Here is a 20,416-nt window from a genome sequence, read left to right as displayed (position 1 = left end):
TTTATTGATATTCAATTAAATATTCTGTTTTTAATAACTGACTGATTAAATTGAGTGATATATCGCTGAATTGGCTTAATTAGGCGGGGGTATTCGATGTTAAGGCATCGCCCTTGGGTTAATGCAGGCTGTTTTTTAACTTCTCAATATTATGCACTAAACAGTACATCTGCCATTGCGCATTCACTTTCTCTTGCCCGCGCAGCGTGAATTTATTCATCCCTTTATTGACCGTAATATTGCCAAATACCGGCTCTATTGCACCTAACCGTTTACTGTATTGTCGCCGTCCGGGGCTACTGTCTATTTTCACCCGCATTTTATCGCTATAAGATATAGGTTTGGTGCTTTTATTGATTTCAAACTGGACTTGTCTGCCTTGTTTAGTCGGCGCGTTGCGCATGCATTGCTTTTGTAGTACGCAGGCCCGGCAATCCTTTAAATAACCTGAGAAACGAACGTATTGCCGACCTGCCGTTTCAACATTTTTAACACTTAACCACATTTCATTACCTGCTGGGCAGCGGCAACTTGAGACCGTTTCATCAAAGTAAAAATCGTGACTAGTAAATAGTCGCGCTCTGCCTTTACTGCGTTTTAATCGCCGTTTTTCTTGTTCTGTTTGATAGGTTTGACTGGTTTGGAATAAAGGATTGCGGCTTCTAAATGCGGTATCTGCTATATAAGTATCTAACCCTGTCGTGGCCATGAACTCAAGGTTCACTTCACTGTGGAAACCACTGTCAGCACTGAACTTGGCATCTTTAAAGGTATCGGGTGTACCTAGCTTCGTAAGTTGTTCTTGCAACTGCTTAACCGCGGGCTTCAATGTCTGCTGCTCACCTACCGAGCCCCATGCCTGCGCTTGCACTATGATTTGGTGTTTATCATCATTGATAGCAATACCGTTATAACCTTGAATCGTCCCTTTACTGGTGGTCATCTTGGCGCTATCTGGGTCGGTGATATTGCTTTTTACTGGTTTATTTCGACTACCTATTTTCTCTTTATTACTCGCAAGGAACGCACTAATTTTATTGGCACTTTCATCTAATTTTTGTTTCTGTTTTAGGTCATGTTGGCGTTCATCTTCATTAAGACCGTCTTGTGCCTGATGTCTTGCAATAATGCGTTGGCTAGCACGTTGCAACTTGCGTTGTTTGCGTTCAAGCTCTGCAAATGTACCACTCCACTCTTTACTCGCATTGCTGCTTATCTTGCAACCATCAATCGCAAACATGTGACGACCTATCAACCCTTCTTTATCGCATATCATTAAGACTTGGGTAAAAAGCGGCTCGATTTTATCTTTCATTTTGGAGATAAAGTTGGCGATTGACGTGTAATGTGGCTGTACATCACCCGATAAACTCATGAAGGTGATATTACGCTCACACGCGTCTGCGATACGGCGACTACTAACAAGGCCACGAGAGTAACCGAACAAGATGATTTTTAGCATAACAGAAGGTGGATAAGCAGCTGCACCGCCATTGTCATTATTGTACCAATCATCAAAGGTGCTTAAATCAAGGTGCTTATCAACGATATGGGAAAGTGCGTACTCAAATGTACCGGGGAGAATTTGCTGTGCAAAGTCAATCGGGATGAATTTACTTTGACAAGATAGGTCTGGTTTGTAATTAGCCATGACGTTTCACTCTGAGCGAATAATAACTATTAGATCACAGCCGATCAGCGCATGCAAGTACATTTTTTATACAATTTTCATTAAATGAAAAACAACGTAAAAACGGTCTTTTTGGAGAAATTCTACAGCCTCAACTGCGTAGTCACCGCTAAGCTACCTGCCGGATATTGGCCGCCGTTATAAGTTATTGCAGCTACACGCTGACCAACACTGTTATAACGTTGCTCGCTGACCCGCCCTTCGGCGCTAATAGTAAAACGTAAATGCCCGACTCCATCATAGACGAAACGGTTAGTAGCAGGAGTGCTCGCATTAATATAATGCGTTTCACTGACAAGCTTTTTACCCACATAGCGCCACTCGGTTTTATGGCCAAGCGGATCGATTTGGCTGGTTTTATTACCCACTCCATCGTAAGTGAAACTGGTGGTCTTACCATTTGCATCAATGGATTTAATAATGTTGTCATTCGCATCATACTGAAACTGCGTGACCATCACTTGCCCGTCTGCATTGGGACTGGTCGTTTTTACTAGCCGTTTTTCACTATCAAAATCATAACGCCAACTGTTACCCAAATCATCACTGACACTGGTGTAACTGCTGCCATAGCTGTAAGTCTGCTTATGCCCGGTGCCATCGGTAACAGTGTGGACCTTGTATTTGCCATCATGATACAGGTAAGTAAAACTGACTTTACTACCATCACTTTGGCTAATTTCGCGCACTCGGAGGCTGGCACCATCATAAAGATACGTTGAGGTGTAAACGTGCCCATCACTAATGCTGTTATCATCTGAGCTTAAATCACTTTTAACCTGATACAAACGATGACTACTATCGTAATTATAATAAACCTCAGTTGAGGTCACGCCATTGGCATAGGTTTTTAAACTTGCTAATTTACCACTACCATAACCACTGCTATGGTAATCAAACAACATCTTTTCGTTATTGCCAAATTTGATTTCAGTGAGCTTGATTCCGCTATAACTGTAACTACGGGTGTTGCCGTCTTTATCCGCCGAACTAATGAGATAACCAGCACTATTGTATGTATCGGATGCGCCAGAGCTTTGATTTTTCCAGATATAATTCGCGCCCGATTTCCAGATGCGGTCAAAATTGCCTTCACCATTACGGCTTTCATATTGACCGCTGCCGATATAGGCATAGGTCACTTCATGACCATCTCCAAGCGTACGGATAATACTGCTTCCGCTGCTATTAAGTGAGCCGACTAATTTAACCGTGCGCTCAAAACCGAAACGCCAGCCATTTTGGTCGCTATCGTTCCACTCACCTAGACTGTTGTAGGTTTGCTCAGCAACAATATCGACGCCACGCCCGACCAATATTTCATCACGGTCATTAAGAACCAAGTTACCTGTCGCTGCATTAACATAATTTTTTATATCGCCTTGGCCAATGCTTGCTTGCCCGCCAACATAAGAGGGGTTGAACAAACCTAAGCCTTCATTAACAATTAATGCAGTCATACATCATCCTTGATTTTTAAATTGAAAAGTATTGTAAACAGAGAAAGGGGGCCTAGCCCCAGACAACAAATGAACATTATAAAATCCAAAGATTTTACACGCCTATCTTATTGAAAAAAAGATATTTTGATTTTTAATTTTTGTTTGTAGGACTATTTTTCTACCATTTATTTTTGTTTGCGAGACGTGTAACACAAAGTCAATAGGGGCTGATTTATAGTTAAACTTATTGATTTAAACACATGAATAGCATAGAAATTGTTTTTACTTAACCTCAGCCAGGAATGGCGGAAGTACAAAACCCTTTAATATCAAAATGTTAATATCTCACAGCGTACGGTGTAAGCAACTAGTAAACATCCAAATCACTCAACAAGAGAAGGAAAGAGCAAAACCACAAACTGTGCCCCAAGACTCAATCATTAAAAAACGGTATATAGCGACATAATTACTGAATAGTTCGTATTGATGATGGACTTGGTAAATTTTAGGAAGGTTATCCTCTTAGCTGCAGCTAATGAGGTAGATTTTGAAGTGCTTACTTGATTAAAGCAGAGCTGTTAATGCAAACATCGGCGCAGTGCATTTTTTTTGGCTATCCAACATTTGCCAGTATGGTCAGCAAATAAGGCCAACTCGTCTAATGAGCCTACTGCCCCCTGATAATTTTTACCGAAACCACTGGCAAGCTCAAGCCAAGCAGCATCTTCCAGCCCAAGAATATTAAGTAATCTCGGATGCTGTGCATAAATAGCACCACGCTTATCTGCGCGGAGAATTCGCCCCGTCCAGTCTAGCAGTTCAAGATAATCAATCAGGGAATAAGGTATTCCTTTGGGGCTTGCCTGATGCTCATCACCGACAAAACCGAAAAGCGGCTTTTTATCAACATTATTTTCATTCACGCCTCCATTACTGGCAACACCATGAATACGCTCATAACCTGATGTGTATTCTGACGCTTCCACGCTATCAGCCATTTTGGCACGCACTGGATTTAAATCCACATAAGCCATACACGCGAGCAAAGCTTCTTCATCTAATAGGGCTTGTGATTTAAAACGTCCTTCCCAGAATCTACCTTTACATTTATCCTCTTTATTGGCTTTACGCGCTATAAACTCATTCAAGCAACGCATAAACCAAGAGATATCAACTAATCGCATACGCCAGTTATTAATTATCTGCAAAGCAACGTCTTTTTCTGCCTGTGTCTTCAATTGCTGTTTTATCCACCTATCGACCAATAGTGGCGCTCGGTATAGCTGACACCAGCGCAGGCACACTTCATCATCGCTAAGAGCTTGATTCTCATCAATATCGGCATGTAAAACTAAATGATAATGATTGGACATAATCGCATAGGCGCAAATATTGATATTAAACACGTCCGTCAAAAAATGCATACGTTCCGCCAGCCATTGCCGGCGGTGACTGAAACTCTGCCCGGTAAGTTTATCTTCACCACACAAAAACGCGCGGCGAACGCAACGGGAAATACAGTGATAATAAGGGGTGTCGATAAGGGAAATTTGCGATTGGCGCGACTGGGTCATAACTACCTCCTAGCAATGCAAAATCGATGCATAACTAAAAGGTAGAGCACGCTTTTAAACAAGTCAAAGTTTATGGATGTCCATCCTTTTTCAGCCGACGGTGACTGAAACTCTGCCCAGTAAATTTATCTTCACCGCACAAAAATGCACGGCGAACACAGCGGGAAATACAGTGATAATAAGGGGTGTCGATAAGGGAAATTTGCGATTGGCGAGACTGGGTCATAACTACCTCCTAGCAATGCAAAATGCATGCATAACTAAAAGGTAGAGCTCGCTTTTAAACAAGTCAAAGTTTATGGATGTCCAGCCTCTTTCATTTGCCAGCCTCCTCTTTTGCTCATATACTTATCAAGCCATTTTGAAAATTTTATATCTTTTGTCTGACCACGAATATCCCACAAGATCGGCCGTAATTCTCTTCTATCAGGAATAATACGATTGATTGATGTAACGGCTACAGAACCAGCGCCATCTTGGTTTTCAATTGCTAGACGTATCAGAACATCTAAATAGCTTCTTTTACCCAAATCACCCAAAATATAAATAGAATCGTATCTAATATAGGTTGGTGTATTCATAAGTTGCTTAAACGCCAACTTTTCAAGCTCTTCATTTGTAAGATAGCCCCTCTGCTCTTCAGGGAGTTTAGCGATGGATGCTGCCAGCCTTGTTCTAAATAATCTATTTTCTGCTAATAAAGCGGAATTAGAATGCCACAGACGCTCAAGCAATTTAGCTTTTTGCTGTGAATCCCACTGTATTGTCGAAACTCCAATGCTGTTTTTAAACGCAAAATAAAGATTTTGACAGTCAGCATAATCTGGTGCATACCATTCGCCATAGTAACCCTCACAATCTCTCTTTTGATAATCATTCAGAAGATTATCAATATGCTTTATCACATCACTTTCACTCCCAATAGCAACAGGGAGTAAAAACAAACAAAAGACAAAAGTAATTAATTTTTTAAACATTAAAATTTCCAGGGCATAACTAACTCAATCGGGGAAGGCATTCCCAACTTCATCTGACCAAAATTGTAATTAATACGCACATTTTCGCCTGTTGTAGGTGAGCCAACGTTGTTTATTTTTAGATCATAGGAAATACATTGCGATGGCAATGTAGAACCATCAGAATATCTAGTCGTACGGCTAAAGGTATTTATTGTTCCTTCAACAGCTAACTCCTGTTGTTGCCATCGACTTAAATCAATCCCCTTAGCATCCCCTATAAGATCAACTCCAACCCCAAGTTTAGGGGTGCCTGCACCTTTCCCTTGATACAATCCTACCGTATCAAGTTCATTAAACATCGGCCCTGCAAATTCGCTTCGCCAGTTATCTATTGCAAAAACATCATTATATTGACGAACATTGTATTTAGCAAACACGCGGCTGGTAAAATCTTCTGAGTTTTTAGGTACATAGAGAACATCGGAAGTTCCATCTTCAAATAAAACTTGGAGCGGGCAGCGGGAATCGAACCCGCATCATCAGCTTGGAAGGCTGAGGTAATAGCCATTATACGATGCCCGCGTAAGATGCATCTTATAGCAAAAAACAATGCATCGGCATTGTTAGTTACTAAACTCACTGTGGCAAGTGAGAGAAAATATGGTGGAGGGGGACGGATTCGAACCATCGAAGCTTTCGCGGCAGATTTACAATCTGCTCCCTTTGGCCACTCGGGAACCCCTCCTAGACTTAAATGGTGCCGACTACCGGAATCGAACTGGTGACCTACTGATTACAAGTCAGTTGCTCTACCGACTGAGCTAAGTCGGCGCCGTCTAAGTGGTGCGAATAATAGAGAAATTGATTTCACCTTGCAAGTGTTTATTAAGAAAAAAAGCAATTTATTGTTTGATTGCTCAAAAACAAAACAAGTTGCTGTTTTTTTGTTTGCTTGATGGCTTTAGTGACACCTAATCCGCTAAACGTAATGATATTTCACCACCAATGAAAGGTTCAATTTCTCCATTATGCTCTAACAATAAGGCACCACTCGGGTTAATTCCTCGACAAATTCCCGTTTTTACCTGTTCACCAATAAGTAAATTGACACTTTTGTTTAAAAAACAATCTAACTCAAACCAACGTTTAATATAGGGCGTTAAGCCGCTTTGCTCATAATCACTCAATAGCTGCTGTAATTCATTGATCAGGGTAGCACTCAACTGATCTCTATCGATTGCTTGCGCACTTATGCTGGTTAAATCGATCCAAGGTTGATCAATCAGCTTGGCTTGCTCTGGAGGCATACGCACGTTAATGCCAATCCCAATTACACAGTGGCAAGCAGCGGTAGCCTGTGCCTTTAGCTCAATTAGGATGCCTGCTAATTTTTTGCCTTGATAATAGAGATCATTGGGCCATTTCAAACTAACGCCATGTATACCCATTTTCTCTAAGGCATTAACGGTTGCAATGCCCACCAGCAAACTGAGACCCGAAATTTTTTCGATTCCGGCATCAAAGCGCCAATATAGAGAGAAATAGAGATGCGATGCAAAGGGAGATACCCAAGTGCGTCCACGTCGGCCTCGTCCGGCAAGTTGATATTCACTGATGCACGTTTGTCCATTGTCGATCTTGTCAATACGATCTAACAGCCATTGATTCGTCGAGTCTAAAATCTGCTCGACATGCACATGATTCGTATTGCTAAGCTGCTTGATTTTTTGCTCATCTAACAATTCAATCGCCACGGCACTACGATAGCCCTTTCCTGTAACTTTATAAATATCTAAGCCAATCTCTTGTAGCGCCTTGATATAGTTATTTACGGATGTGCGGGAAACACCCAATAACGCACCGATTTTTTCTCCAGAATGAAACTCGCCATCGGCCAATAATTTTAGCAGTGCATTACCTTGCTCGTTAAGCTCAGACATGATTGAGTACCTGCTGTAGATTTGTCTCGCCCCGCTTACCAATAAAACGCACCTCATGCTGTAAACTAACATTGAATAAGTCTTCAACCTTTGCACGTACCAACTCCGCCAGCTGGATAACATCCTGCGCCGATGCGTTATCTTTATTAATAAGCACTAATGCTTGTAACTGATGAACGGCAGCCCCTCCTACCTGCGTTCCTTTCAAACCGGCCTGTTCAATCAACCACCCTGCAGCGAGTTTCACTTCTCCGTTTGCTTGTGGATAATGGGGCATGGCGGGATATATACTGAGTAAATGGTTGGCTTGCTGTTGAGTGACGACGGGGTTTTTAAAGAAACTGCCAGCATTACCTAGTAACTCAGGATCGGGTAATTTTTGATTGCGCGCATCGCAAACTGACTGAAAAATCTGCTTTGCAGTCACTGGAGTATTGGCATCTAAATCGTTTAAAACGCCATAACGGCTATGTGCATACCACGCTTTGTTTAATTTCATCGTGACTTGGGTGATCAACGCATTGTGCATTGCCGCGCTTTTAAAGATGCTATCACGATAAGCAAATAGACATTGCGCTGCTGACAATGTGATAAACTCACCAGAATCCAAATCAAGGTATTCAACAGACTCACAAAAATCTTTAAACTCCACGCCATAGGCACCAATATTTTGTACGGGTGCCGCACCGACCACGCCGGGAATGAGCGCTAAATTTTCCAGTCCATCGATCCCCTGCTCAATGCAGTTACTCACTAATTGATGCCAATTTTCACCGGCTGCGACTTGTAAGTAATAGGCATCTTCAGATTCACGAATCGCAATACCTTTTAATTCGACTTTAATGACTAAACCGTCAAAATCATCACAGAACAAAATATTACTACCCGCGCCTAAAATTAAAATGGGTTGGTTGCTTTGTTGTGCTGCTTTAACAAGCGATAATAACTCATTGACCTGTCCACTATTGTAAAAATGAAATAGCGTCTGCGTTTGCGCTTCAACAGCGAAGGTGTTAAAAGCCTTCAGAGAGGTATTGCGTTCAATCATAATGATGCCCTATATTTTTGATAGCAATAGTTTACCTGATTCATATGATGAAACAAAAAATAAAGGAGTTTCTGTGGATAGAAGCGAATTACAGTTTGTTATTGTGGATAAAATTAAATACCCTTGGGTTAACCTTTTTTATAAACAATTTTATAAAAAAGGGGTCGCCAGCAACAATGAGTCTGTGTTTGTTTTACAATTTAAAGAGATTATTTGTAGTGCCAAGGTCGTGCCGATTGATAGCTATTTATTATTAACCGGCGTAGTTTGTCATCACGATTATCAAAGACAAGGCTATGCAACACAATTACTTAAGCTCGTATTAGCATTACAAACGCAGCCCATTTACTGTTTTTCATACACCCATCTCACCCCTTTTTACAATAAGCTTGGTTTTACTCTTGTAACCAAAGAGAGATCGCCACAGCAAGTTCGTGATAAGTTTGCCATCTATAATAAGAAAAACAGGTTGCAATTATTGGTCAAAAATAACTAATAGATCTTGATACCCTTGCTCCTCCATTTCAGCGAATGGTATAAAACGTAAAGCGGCTGAGTTAATACAGTAACGTAATCCTGTCGGCGCGGGGCCATCATTAAAAACATGCCCTAAATGAGAATCTGCATGCAAACTACGCACTTCTGTGCGGGTAGAAAATAGTTTATTGTCGACTTTTTCAATTAAATGCGTTTTTGGCAATGGCTGACTAAAACTCGGCCAACCACAATGGGCATCGAATTTATCAAGGGAGCTAAATAATGGCTCGCCAGAAACAATATCGACATAAATTCCTTTTCCATGATGGTCCCAGTAACTATTGCGAAATGGTGGCTCTGTGCCCTCTTCTTGAGTAACCGAAAATTGCAATTCCGTTAACTGCTCGCGTAACGCTTCAGGCTGTGGCTTTTTATAATCCTTCATTAATCCCTCTTTTCAATTAGCAACAATTAATACTCGCAACCTTACTCAATAAACTGACGAGTAAGATGCCTAGCTACCATGTTATCAATTTGTATGAACAATGTAACCACCTAGCAATAAAGGCAACTATTGCTTGACGCATTTGTTAAAAAACGGTATTAATTTAAGCACAAATAAATATTTTGAGATTAATTGATGAAAACGATATTTTTACGCCTGCCAACGATACTGCTGATGCTCAATGCATGCGGGTGGCGGGAGTCTGAATAAGATCAATTAGAACTCCAAAACCCGTGCCTTGCGCGGGTTTTTTTATACCTACGTATAAATTTTACAGCTAAACAAGAGAGATTTCCTATGTCCAATCAAGTTCTTATTTTTGACACGACGTTGCGCGATGGCGAACAAGCATTAAGCGCGAGCCTTACCGTAAAAGAAAAACTACAAATTGCATTTGCTCTCGAACGTTTAGGTGTAGATATTATGGAAGTCGGTTTCCCGATCTCTTCACCTGGTGATTTTAAATCGGTACAAACCATTGCCAAAGAGATCAAAAATAGTCGCGTTTGTGCATTATCACGCGCACTTACTAAGGATATCGATGCAGCCGCACAAGCATTAAGCGTCGCTGAAGCATTCCGTATTCATACTTTTATTTCTACCTCAACGATACACGTAGAGAGCAAATTAAAACGGTCCTTTGATGATGTCCTAGAGATGGCCGTGAATGCAGTAAAGTATGCACGAAAATTTACCGATGATGTTGAGTTTTCCTGTGAAGATGCAGGGCGTACACCGATTGATAATTTATGCCGCATGGTGGAAGCGGCAATCAATGCTGGCGCAAAGACAGTGAATATTCCCGATACCGTTGGCTACACTATTCCTAGTGAGTTTGGCGGGATCATTGAAACCTTATTTAATCGCGTACCAAACATTGATAAAGCAGTTATCTCGGTCCATTGTCACGATGATTTAGGTCTCTCCGTTGCCAACTCGATTACCGCCGTAGAAAAAGGCGCTCGACAAATTGAATGTACAATGAATGGCATTGGCGAACGTGCAGGTAACTGTTCACTTGAAGAAGTGGCAATGATTTTAGCAACACGTAAAAGTAAACTCGGTTTAACGACCAATATTAAACCCATTGAAATTTCACGTACCAGCCAATTAGTCAGCCAATTATGTAATATGCCGATTCAAGCGAATAAAGCGATTGTAGGGGCGAATGCCTTTGCACACTCTTCAGGTATCCATCAAGATGGCGTCCTAAAATCTCAAAACACCTATGAGATCATCACCCCAGAGAGTGTTGGCTTGCTAACCAATAAATTAAATTTAACTTCACGCTCTGGGCGTCATGTCATTCAACATCGCATGCAGGCACTTGGATATCGAGATAGCGATTATGATTTAGAAGAGCTATATAATAGCTTTTTAGCGCTTGCCGATAAAAAAGGACAAGTATTTGACTACGACTTGGAAGCGTTACTCTTTTTCAGTAAGGTAAATATTGAGCCTGAATATTACAAATTAAACCATATTAGCGTCTTATCTGGCAGTGATGCAACGGCGACAGCCACCGTAAAAATGACCATTGGCGATCAAAAACAAGTTATCGAAGCGGCGACGGGCAATGGCCCAATCGATGCGGCTTACCAGTGTTTGATGCGCATTTCTGATTTAGATATTCACATGTTAGATTACCACATCAGCTCAAAGGGTGATGGTGAAGATGCGCTTGGGCAAGTGGATATTGTGGCAACTTATAATGGGCAGAAATTCCATGGTATCGGTTTATCGACGGATATTATTGAATCATCAGCGAAAGCCATGGTGCATGTGATGAATCATATTCATTTAGCGAAAGCTGTCGAAGATAAAAAACAACGTTTACAAACAGAGCAAGTTTAGAAGCTTGTGCTATTTAGAGTGATAAATTATGAAAATCATTGTGATCCCCGTTACCCCCTATGAACAAAACTGTAGTTTGGTGATTTGTGAAGAGACAAAGCAAGCTGCCATTGTTGACCCAGGAGGCGATCAACAACATATTTTGGATATTGTAGCCGCACAGGGCGTGACCGTAACCAAAGTCATCTTAACTCATGGTCATTTAGACCATGTTGGTGGCACACAAGCGGTTGCTAAATCGCTTAATATTCCAGTTATTGGCCCACAAAAGGAAGATGCCTTCTGGTTGGATCAATTAGAAGCACAAAGTCAGCGCTTCGGTTTTCCCAATACGGCTAGCTTCACTCCCGACCAATGGCTAGCAGAGAATGACCTCGTCGAAGTCGGTAATATCAAATTAAAAGTCCTGCACATACCCGGACATACACCCGGTCATATCGCCCTATTAGATCAACAAAGTGGACAGATCATTGTTGGTGATATCCTCTTTAACGGCGGTATTGGACGTTTTGATTTCCCACGTGGCAATCAATTCCAACTGATTACGGGCATCAAAGAAAAGTTACTCACACTGCCATCAGAAACCATTGTTTATCCAGGGCATGGTCCAACAACAACGATAGGAAAAGAGAAGGCGTTGAACCCTTTTTTACGCTAAAGCCATTAGCCGCCTAATGGCGGCCAATAACTGCTAGAGGGGAATATTATGGCCATTAACGGTTAATTCACCTAGCTGCAACTGCGTCTGAAAATGCAGTGATTGCCCCTCTTCTCGCAAGAAACCTGCCTGTAAAGCTGCTCGTAGCAGTGGCTTTAAGTCACTCTGTTGCAAGATCTTTTCGGGTAATTGTAGATTTATAGATCCCGTAACATAATCTAATAGCATAAAGGGATTACCTAGCACTTCCGTTAATACAGCCCCCTCTTGCAAGGTTAGATCTAAACCACCATCAATCGCTCCCCACGGGGTCTGCGAGGATAAGTCTGCGATTGTTAACTGCACCCCATAGGCAAATAGATCAGAAAGGGTTCGCGCAATGTCCTGCTCACTGACTCGGTCATGAGTTAAGCGCTCAAAGGCAGCAGCAGATAAACCTTTTACATTTATTTTTATACGGCTATCGGTAAATAAATGTGAATTATCTTGCCCTATTTGATAGCGTCCCATAGACAATTCATTGTCGCTATTTATATTTTCACCCTTGTCACTCAGATAACTCTTTCCTTGCCATTTAATCTCTTCAACACGAATCACTCGATGCGCCTGTTTAGCAGTCATCTTAGCGATTTCCACAAGGTATTCATATTCATCATCTTTCTCTAATAGGTTGAAATTAGAATGGAATTTAACTTCACTGAACGTAACACCTGTATCTTGACCGCGCGACTCCAGCCCCTCTAATATCACATCAACCGTGCCCGAATAATCGTCTAGGTTAAACTGATAATCAAGCTGTAATGGTTGGCTTAAAAACAGCTCGGAGGTACTCTCAAAACGTCCAGAAGGGACCATTAAGCGACCACTTAACTGTCCAAAAAGGTCAATTTCATCCTCTGACACCAACCAATCTTCACGACCAAAGTAACTAACCACTTTATTATTTAACAGTTCATCTTTAACCACTAGCTTGTTTTTTATCAACGCCTTATAGGGGTAGTGCTGAATACTGCTGAAAATATGAAATACAATATCTTGACCATCATCAAGGACCATTTTCACTTCACTTTCAGAGGTTGCCGTAAAAAAACCTCGATGGTAACGAATTAACTTACTTTCGCTGCCCGGTTGCTGCTTCAACGCAAACATTTTCACGGTTTCTCTTTCCGCGACAACGCCGACCCAGTAGATGCCCGTGAGAAGCAATAAAAAAATGGCAGCAATACCCAATATTAACTTTTTCATAGCATTTCCAAATGATGAGCTCAAAAAAACAACAAATATACCCAGTTCAATCTCTATTGCTATAACATATCTATACTTTAACGTTATGCCTAGCACACTGACACGCTTTTCTTGCTGACTTTGCATCTCAAAATTGCAAGAGTATAAAACACCAAAATGCATTACATAACTATAATACTTTACAAGGCAAAATAATATAACGACTTAAAATGTCACGATTTTGCTTCTTTTTTAAGAAAAAACCTTGTAGATTATAAATGAGAAGCAGTTCACGATTTTGTTTTTCTATCTATTATTTTACATAGAAAGAACATTTTTTATTTTTAGGAGCATCAATGAGTTCACATAAATGGCACTGGTTACATAGTCCAATAACTGGCGGTGTATTATTAGTTATCGCGGCCTCTATCGCTCTTTTTTGGGCGAATATAGCACCACAGAATTATCATCACTTTTGGCACAACACCCTATGGGAAGTATCAACGGGTTTCAGTGATAAAGTACACGCGATCAATCTGCATAAAATTGCCAATGAATTTTTAATGGCCATTTTCTTCTTTTTTATTGGCTTAGAGATCAAACGAGAATTATTAGATGGTGAGCTTTCTAGCTTTCAAAAAGCAGCGCTACCTTTATTTGCAGCAGTGGGCGGCGTACTTCTTCCTGCAGGCATCTACTACTTTTTCAACGCAGGTCTCCCTTCTGCTAATGGTTGGGGTGTACCAATGGCAACCGATATTGCTTTTGCACTGGGTGTATTAGCGATCGTTGGTAGTCGTGTCCCATTAACTTTAAAGCTGTTTTTATCTGCCCTTGCTATCGGGGATGATTTAATGGCGGTGTTAGTGATTGCCGCCTTTTACACCGAGCAAATATTCGTTAACGAATTACTCGTCGGTTTAGTCGGGATCATTATTTTAGGGATCGCAAATCGTATTGGTGTACGTAGCCCTATTTTCTACTACACAATCGGTTTGTCGATTGTATGGATAAGCTTTTTAGCCTCAGGTGTTCATGCAACAGTGGCAGGCGTGGCCGTCGCATTCACTATACCTTCTCGCCGAGAAATATCGATGGATAGCTATCTCTCGCAAACTAAAAAGTTATTACAAGATTTAGAAACTGAGCGCCATCATAAAGATGACACCTTATCTAAACATGCGATCCAATCCCTTAAAAAAATCAAGTTATTAAGTTTTCAAGCCGCGAATCCTTTACAACTTAAAGAGGAAGCCCTACATCCATTATCAACATTAATTATCGTGCCATTTTTTGCCTTAGGTAATGCAGGTGTTATCATCGATAGCAGCATGCTCGATCAGTTATCAAATCCAATTGTGCTCGGTATCGCAGCAGGTTTAATCGTTGGTAAGCCTTTAGGTATACTGATATTTACTAAATTATTGACGATACTCAATTGGGGACAACTGCCTAAAGGCGTAACCTGGACACATGTTATTGGTGCCGGATTCCTAGCGGGGATGGGCTTTACTATGTCGCTATTTATTACCGACCTTGCCTTTTCTGATCCTGAATCACAAATTATTGCCAAGGTTGCAGTACTAATCGCCTCTATTATTTCAGGCCTTATCGGCTACACTATTTTAATGCGTAGCAAACCAGCAAATAGTTAATCCTTTCCGAATTCATCAGCCTACTTAACATCGCCATTAGTTCATGGCTATGTTAAGTAGGCTTTTTATTATAAAAAAGGTGTAGTTATAAATGAGTGATGATAAATATCTTAAAAAGATGCAAGCGGTAAAAGAGAAACAGGATCAGAAAATTGCGGCAGCCAACGAAGAGCGAGGCGTCACTATTTTACTGGCTGGGCCAGGTAAAGGCAAAAGCAGCTCGGCCTTTGGCATGTTAGCACGCTCTCTTGGTCATGGTCATAAAGTGGCCGTGGTACAATTTTTAAAGGGTGCAATGTCAACGGGTGAAGAGCTTTTTTTCAGCCAACAGAAAAATGTGGATTGGTACGCCATGGGTGATGGCTTTACCTGGGAGACACAAAACCAACAACAGGATATTGCCAGTGCCAAAAGAGCATGGCAAAAGGCGGAGCAGCTATTAGCTGATCCGCAATATCAACTGGTTATTCTCGATGAAATTACTTATATGTTTAAATATCGCTATCTCGATATTGAACCAACGCTATTGGCATTAAAAAATCGCCCTGAAAAAATGAATGTCATTTTAACTGGCCGTGGACCAACACCAGAATTAATCGCCGCAGTCGATACTTACAGTTTAATCTTAAATGAAAAACACGCATTTAAGGCGGGTGTAAAAGCACAGCCCGGTATTGAGTGGTAATACCAATTCTGATAAATAGCTGATCTATTTTACTGGTTAAAACAACTTACTGCTGCGTTGTAATTTTCGCAAAGGGAATAACCATTTACATCAAATTACGCCTTGAATTAAGCTGTTTTTCCTGCGCAAAATCTAGATCACATACTTACCGGAATTGGTATAAAAAGTAGAGCGGCTTGATCGATTAAACCATCAAGCCTTTACCCCTGTTTATTCTATTCCCGAGTGACGCAGCAATGCGTCTATATTCGGTTCACGCCCCATAAAGTGCTTGAATAATACCATCGGCTCTTCACTTCCTCCTTTTTCAAGAATAGCTTGCATGAACCCCTGTCCGGTTTGTTCATTAAAAATACCTAACTCTTCAAAACGTGAAAACGCATCGGCAGATAATACTTCAGCCCATTTATAACTATAATATCCTGCAGCATAACCACCGGCAAAAATATGGCTAAAGCTATGCTGAAAACGGTTAAACTTAGGCGGAATGATCACCGCTATTTTTTCACGAACATTGGCTAAAACTTGCTCTATTTGCCCCCCTTTTTCTGGGATATATTGATGGTGTAACACAAAATCAAAGAGCGAGAATTCCAATTGACGTAACATCATCAATGCGCTGTTGTAATTTTTACTGGCCAACATCTTCTCAAGCAGTGCTTTAGGAAGCGTTTCACCCGTTTCAACGTGACCTGAAATAAAGGCTAAAGCCTGTGGTTGCCAACACCAATTTTCTAAAAACTGACTAGGTAATTCAACCGCATCCCAAGGCACGCCGTTGATACCAGATACGCCCGCAGATTCAATTTTACTGAGCATGTGATGTAAACCATGACCAAATTCATGAAATAGCGTGATCACTTCGTTATGTGTAAATAGCGCCTCTTTACCACCAACGGGTTTATTAAAATTACAGGTTAAGTAAGCAACGGGTAGCTGTAGCTCGCCATTAACTAAACGACGGCGCACCCGGCAATCATTCATCCAAGCGCCACCACGTTTAAATTCACGAGCGTAGAGATCTAAATAAAAACTACCAAGGTGCACCTGTTGTTGATCATAGATATCAAAAAAGCGCACATCTTTATGCCAAATGTCTACATCAATGCGCTCTTTAATCGTTAAACCGAATAAACGTTTGACCACCTCAAAAAGACCTTCAAGCACCCTGTTTTCAGGAAAATAAGGTCGTAAAACTTCATCTGAAATTGAATATTTATGCTGCTTTAACAGCTCAGAGTAATAACTTAGGTCCCATGCCTGTAACTCTTCAATGCCATCCATTTGCTTTGCAAAAGCCAAGACTTGATCGCGTTCATTGAGTGCTTGAGGATATGATTTTTCAGCTAACTGAGTTAAGAAGTCAATAACCTGCTCTGGATTTTCAGCCATTTTTGTCGCTAGGCTATACTCACCGTAATCAGCAAAATCCAATAACAACGCAAGCTCATGACGCAATGCCAATAACTGTTCAATAATATCGCTGTTATCAAACTCACCAGCATTCGGACCTTGATCCGATGCGCGCGTAGAAAATGCTTGGTATACCTCTGCACGTAACTCGCGATTTTTTGCATAGGTCATAACAGGTAAGTAGCTTGGGAATTCCAGAGTCAGCAAATAACCCTCTTTGCCTTTTTCCTGTGCAGCTTGCTGTGCGGCTGCTAATGCGCTTTCGGGCAATCCAGCTAACATATCTACATCGGTAATTAATTTGCTCCAAGCTAAGGTCGCATCCATTACGTTGTTACTAAATTGTGACTGTAACTGCGCCAACTGCTGCTTAATCTCACCATAACGCTGTTTTTTATCATCACTGAGTGCAATACCTGCCAATTTAAAATCACGCAGCGCATCCTTAATGACTTTTTGCTGTTCAGTTTTTAATTGAATAAATTCGTCGCTATTAGCAATACTTAAGTACGCTTGATACAACCCTTGATGCTGGCCAACATAGGTGCCATATTCAGCAAACAAAGGGAGACATGCATCGTGTTGTTTACGTAATGCATCATTGCTTACTACGGCATTCATATGTGAAATAGGTGACCAGAATTTTGATAAATTATCATCTGCCTCATCAAGCACATTGACAAAGTTATCCCACGTATAGTGAGTAAGTGTGCGCAATTTCTCTTCTATTAATGCTTTATTGTCGGCAATTGCCTTTTGCAGCGCAGGGACTATCTCCTCTACGTTAATTTGTGTGAATAGCGGTAAATCAGATGTTCTAGTCATGGATGATATTTCTGCTTGAGTCATAGTCTTCTCTAATTTAAAAAGTTGATTAATGTCTGATATATGGGCGATAAGATAAAAAAACAACCGTTACATGTTATACCCAAATCACAGAATAGAATCATAACAGCAAAAAGTTTAACAATATCTGTAAAATAAAAACTCTATGGATAATTGATACCAATCGACATAAGTATCTGATCTATCTTGTTAGTTAAAATAATAGAAAACAGCGTTGCATTCAATCGTAATAGCCAGCTATTACTCAATCATGCGCCTTGCTCTCTATTATTTTTCCTCAACAAGCGATGACCATAATATTATGCAAATAGGTATGATGAGATCGCTTTAATAAATTTAAAGGACAGTTTTTTACAATGTTTTTATTATTAAAGTACATTTAAACAACGCAAGTCTAGTGAGAATCTATTCACTATGGCAAACTAACGATTATTATGTCGTTTAACTTGGTTCTTTGTGGATAACAATGAAAAAAAATAATTTCCCTCTCATTTTCGAACAGTTAAAAATAAAAAGGAGTTTATCTGTTCGCCTGCTTGCTTATATCTTACTTTGCAGTAGTAGCCTTGCCATTATTATCACCTTGGTACAATTGACATGGGATTTTAAACAAGATGTCAATAAGATAGAAGAGAGTATTGCGCAGATAGAATCCAGCTTTTTACAACCAATTGCGGCCAGTTTATGGAACCTTGATGAAGAACAAATTCAAATTCAACTTGAAGGGATCATGCAACTTTCTGATATGCAATATGTTAGTGTGCATGAAGTACTTGGTCAGAGTGCAATCCCGTTAATTGAGCTCGGTGAAAAGAAAAATAAATTTGATATCCAAAATACATTTGACCTCGTTTATCAAAATGAAACAATAGGCCGTTTATTTATAGCGGCTTCATTAAATAAAGTTTATGACCGCTTAATTGCCAAATCGGTACTCATATTAGTCACCCAAACCATCAAAACGATGCTCGTTTCAATCTGTATTTTATTAATTATCTATTACATGGTGATCCGTCACATTAATAAAATCGCACTCTATACACGTAATATTCACCTCACTACTCATCAAAATGAATTACAACTCGATGGGCGAACATCAGAAAGATCCTCCGATGAATTAGATGAATTAGTCTTCTTACTCAATAAAATGCAAAATCGCATTGTTTCTGAGTTTACCGATAAAAAAGTAGCCATTGAGGAACTACAGCAGGAACGCGATTTTTCAGCCACCGTCATCAACTCATCGAGCACCATTATTTGCTGTCTAGATCAAGAATTTAAAATTTCCACCATCAATCCAGCTGCAGTTATTATCACAGGCTATAGCCAAGAGGAGTTAATAGGTAAGAGATGGCTAGATATATTTACCACGAACGAACAAAAAAACAGTCTCCTGAAAAAACTACAACGCAATGAAACCATTAACAGCATTGAAATTCCCATGCATGATCAAACGGGCGAGACAAATACACTGCTGTGGACCTTTTCTGCCTTTTATGAGGGGATGAGTATCAAATATTTAATTGGTTTTGGGCATGACATTACCGCACAGAAAAAAATAGAACTAGAAATTAAACAGCTAAATGACAAGCTAGAAGAAAAAGTAAATATTCGTACTGCAGCGCTCACTGAAAGCAACAAACAGATTAACAAAGCCTTAGAGCAGCTTAAAAATACTCAGCTTACATTAGTTGAATCAGAAAAAATGGCCTCTTTAGGTGGCTTAGTTGCAGGCGTTGCCCACGAAATAAATACGCCGATTGGGATCAGCGTAACAGCGGCTTCATTCCTACTTGATGAAATCAACGATTTAAAACAAAAACTCGACAACAATACATTATCTCGATCCTTTTTAGATAACTTTATCGACCGTTTATCAGAGTCAGGTCGCCTGCTAAACAGCAATCTTAACCGTGCTGCAGAATTAGTTCGCAGCTTTAAACAGGTAGCAGTGGACCAATCAAGTGAAGCCTGTTATTCCTTTAAAGTAAATGAAAATATTCATCAAGTGGTGACTTCATTAAAACACAAACTAAAACAAGGTCGCTGTCAGGTTAATGTGAATTGCCCTGAAGAGCTATCCATCTACAGCTTTTCCGGTAGTTTCATGCAAATTTATTCTAATCTGATCCTTAATTCGTTAATTCATGGCTTTGATGATTGGGATGGCAAACGCGAAATTTTTATCGATGTAACACAGCACGATGATCTATTAACGATTGATTACCGAGATACAGGAAAAGGTATTCCAAAGGATATTGCAAATCGCATATTTGAGCCCTTTGTGACATCCAAACGTGGAGCGGGAGGAAGTGGACTAGGTACTCATATTGTCTACAATATTGTTAAACAATTGTTAAAGGGTGATATCCACTATATTCCAGAAACAGAAGGTGCTCATTTTATAATAGATGTTCCCTATCAAGCCCAAAAAGCTTAGCAACAG

The 20,416-nt window shown here is 40.4% G+C and carries 15 protein-coding genes, 3 tRNA genes and 2 pseudogenes; 6 read left to right on the top strand and 14 right to left on the bottom strand.

The window, feature by feature from the left end:
• Positions 1-118: 118 nt before the first annotated feature.
• The 11 genes and pseudogenes from AB2N10_RS14300 to murB form a co-directional block, all read right to left on the bottom strand.
• Positions 119-1,651, bottom strand: coding sequence for a transposase (locus AB2N10_RS14300; RefSeq protein ID WP_354623034.1), 1,533 nt, complete (start codon positions 1,649-1,651; stop codon positions 119-121).
• Between the two features lie 122 nt (positions 1,652-1,773).
• Complete coding sequence (locus AB2N10_RS14295) at positions 1,774-3,150, bottom strand: hypothetical protein (RefSeq protein WP_369434005.1); 1,377 nt, start codon at positions 3,148-3,150, stop codon at positions 1,774-1,776.
• 560 nt (positions 3,151-3,710) lie between these two features.
• A complete protein-coding gene (locus tag AB2N10_RS14290; RefSeq protein ID WP_354623031.1) occupies positions 3,711-4,706 on the bottom strand; it encodes a transposase in 996 nt (331 codons plus the stop codon).
• 94 nt (positions 4,707-4,800) lie between these two features.
• Positions 4,801-4,932, bottom strand: a pseudogene (locus AB2N10_RS14285) (Type I secretion system protein TolC); the annotation flags it as partial.
• 70 nt (positions 4,933-5,002) lie between these two features.
• A complete protein-coding gene (locus AB2N10_RS14280; protein WP_354623029.1) occupies positions 5,003-5,683 on the bottom strand; it encodes a hypothetical protein in 681 nt (226 codons plus the stop codon).
• Positions 5,683-6,102, bottom strand: coding sequence for a hypothetical protein (locus AB2N10_RS14275; protein ID WP_354623028.1), 420 nt, complete (start codon positions 6,100-6,102; stop codon positions 5,683-5,685). The genes AB2N10_RS14280 and AB2N10_RS14275 overlap by 1 nt, the downstream gene beginning before the upstream one ends.
• A 70-nt stretch (positions 6,103-6,172) precedes the next feature.
• Positions 6,173-6,247 (bottom strand) — tRNA-Gly (locus AB2N10_RS14270).
• Positions 6,248-6,326: 79 nt separating this feature from the next.
• Positions 6,327-6,410 (bottom strand) — tRNA-Tyr (locus tag AB2N10_RS14265).
• A gap of 10 nt (positions 6,411-6,420) precedes the next feature.
• A tRNA-Thr gene (locus AB2N10_RS14260) sits at positions 6,421-6,496 on the bottom strand.
• A 140-nt stretch (positions 6,497-6,636) separates the two neighbouring features.
• On the bottom strand, positions 6,637-7,605 hold the full coding sequence (birA, locus tag AB2N10_RS14255) for a bifunctional biotin--[acetyl-CoA-carboxylase] ligase/biotin operon repressor BirA (protein ID WP_354623027.1): 969 nt from the start codon (positions 7,603-7,605) through the stop codon (positions 6,637-6,639).
• Positions 7,598-8,653, bottom strand: a complete 1,056-nt coding sequence (murB, locus tag AB2N10_RS14250; protein WP_354623026.1) for a UDP-N-acetylmuramate dehydrogenase — start codon at positions 8,651-8,653, stop codon at positions 7,598-7,600. Before murB ends, birA begins: the two co-directional genes overlap by 8 nt.
• Before the next feature lie 73 nt (positions 8,654-8,726).
• Here murB and AB2N10_RS14245 point away from each other — a divergent pair, with 73 nt between their 5' ends.
• Positions 8,727-9,149: a GNAT family N-acetyltransferase gene (locus AB2N10_RS14245; protein ID WP_369434004.1), complete on the top strand. Its 423-nt coding sequence runs from the start codon at positions 8,727-8,729 to the stop codon at positions 9,147-9,149.
• Here the strand turns inward: AB2N10_RS14245 and msrB are convergent.
• A pseudogene (msrB, locus tag AB2N10_RS14240) lies at positions 9,129-9,542 on the bottom strand (peptide-methionine (R)-S-oxide reductase MsrB); the annotation flags it as partial. The gene AB2N10_RS14245 and the pseudogene msrB overlap by 21 nt on opposite strands.
• A gap of 390 nt (positions 9,543-9,932) precedes the next feature.
• Between msrB and leuA the strand changes: the two are divergent.
• The gene (leuA, locus tag AB2N10_RS14235) at positions 9,933-11,489 is read left to right on the top strand and encodes a 2-isopropylmalate synthase (protein WP_354623024.1); all 1,557 of its coding nucleotides are present in this window, start codon (positions 9,933-9,935) and stop codon (positions 11,487-11,489) included.
• 28 nt (positions 11,490-11,517) lie between these two features.
• On the top strand, positions 11,518-12,147 hold the full coding sequence (locus AB2N10_RS14230; protein ID WP_354623022.1) for an MBL fold metallo-hydrolase: 630 nt from the start codon (positions 11,518-11,520) through the stop codon (positions 12,145-12,147).
• Positions 12,148-12,180: 33 nt separating this feature from the next.
• Here AB2N10_RS14230 and AB2N10_RS14225 read toward each other — a convergent pair whose 3' ends face one another.
• Positions 12,181-13,392 carry a DUF945 family protein gene (locus AB2N10_RS14225; RefSeq protein WP_354623021.1) on the bottom strand — a complete coding sequence of 404 codons (1,212 nt, stop codon included), beginning with the start codon at positions 13,390-13,392 and terminating at the stop codon, positions 12,181-12,183.
• Positions 13,393-13,727: 335 nt separating this feature from the next.
• On the opposite strand from AB2N10_RS14225, the gene nhaA reads away from it, so the two are divergent.
• Together nhaA and cobO are read left to right on the top strand one after the other, a co-directional pair.
• Positions 13,728-15,026 carry a Na+/H+ antiporter NhaA gene (gene nhaA, locus AB2N10_RS14220; protein WP_354623020.1) on the top strand — a complete coding sequence of 433 codons (1,299 nt, stop codon included), beginning with the start codon at positions 13,728-13,730 and terminating at the stop codon, positions 15,024-15,026.
• 91 nt (positions 15,027-15,117) lie between these two features.
• Positions 15,118-15,711: a cob(I)yrinic acid a,c-diamide adenosyltransferase gene (gene cobO, locus AB2N10_RS14215; protein ID WP_354623019.1), complete on the top strand. Its 594-nt coding sequence runs from the start codon at positions 15,118-15,120 to the stop codon at positions 15,709-15,711.
• 210 nt (positions 15,712-15,921) lie between these two features.
• Here the strand turns inward: cobO and prlC are convergent, their stop codons facing one another.
• Positions 15,922-17,973 (bottom strand): oligopeptidase A, encoded by a 2,052-nt coding sequence (gene prlC, locus AB2N10_RS14210; RefSeq protein ID WP_354623018.1) that lies wholly within the window; start codon positions 17,971-17,973, stop codon positions 15,922-15,924.
• Positions 17,974-18,436: 463 nt separating this feature from the next.
• Here prlC and AB2N10_RS14205 point away from each other — a divergent pair, with 463 nt between their 5' ends.
• Positions 18,437-20,410 carry an ATP-binding protein gene (locus AB2N10_RS14205; RefSeq protein ID WP_369434003.1) on the top strand — a complete coding sequence of 658 codons (1,974 nt, stop codon included), beginning with the start codon at positions 18,437-18,439 and terminating at the stop codon, positions 20,408-20,410.
• Positions 20,411-20,416: the final 6 nt, after the last annotated feature.

The sequence above is a fragment of the Psychromonas sp. MME1 genome (assembly GCF_041080865.1).
Taxonomy (GTDB): domain Bacteria; phylum Pseudomonadota; class Gammaproteobacteria; order Enterobacterales; family Psychromonadaceae; genus Psychromonas.
This window is presented reverse-complemented; position numbering and strand designations above follow the sequence as displayed.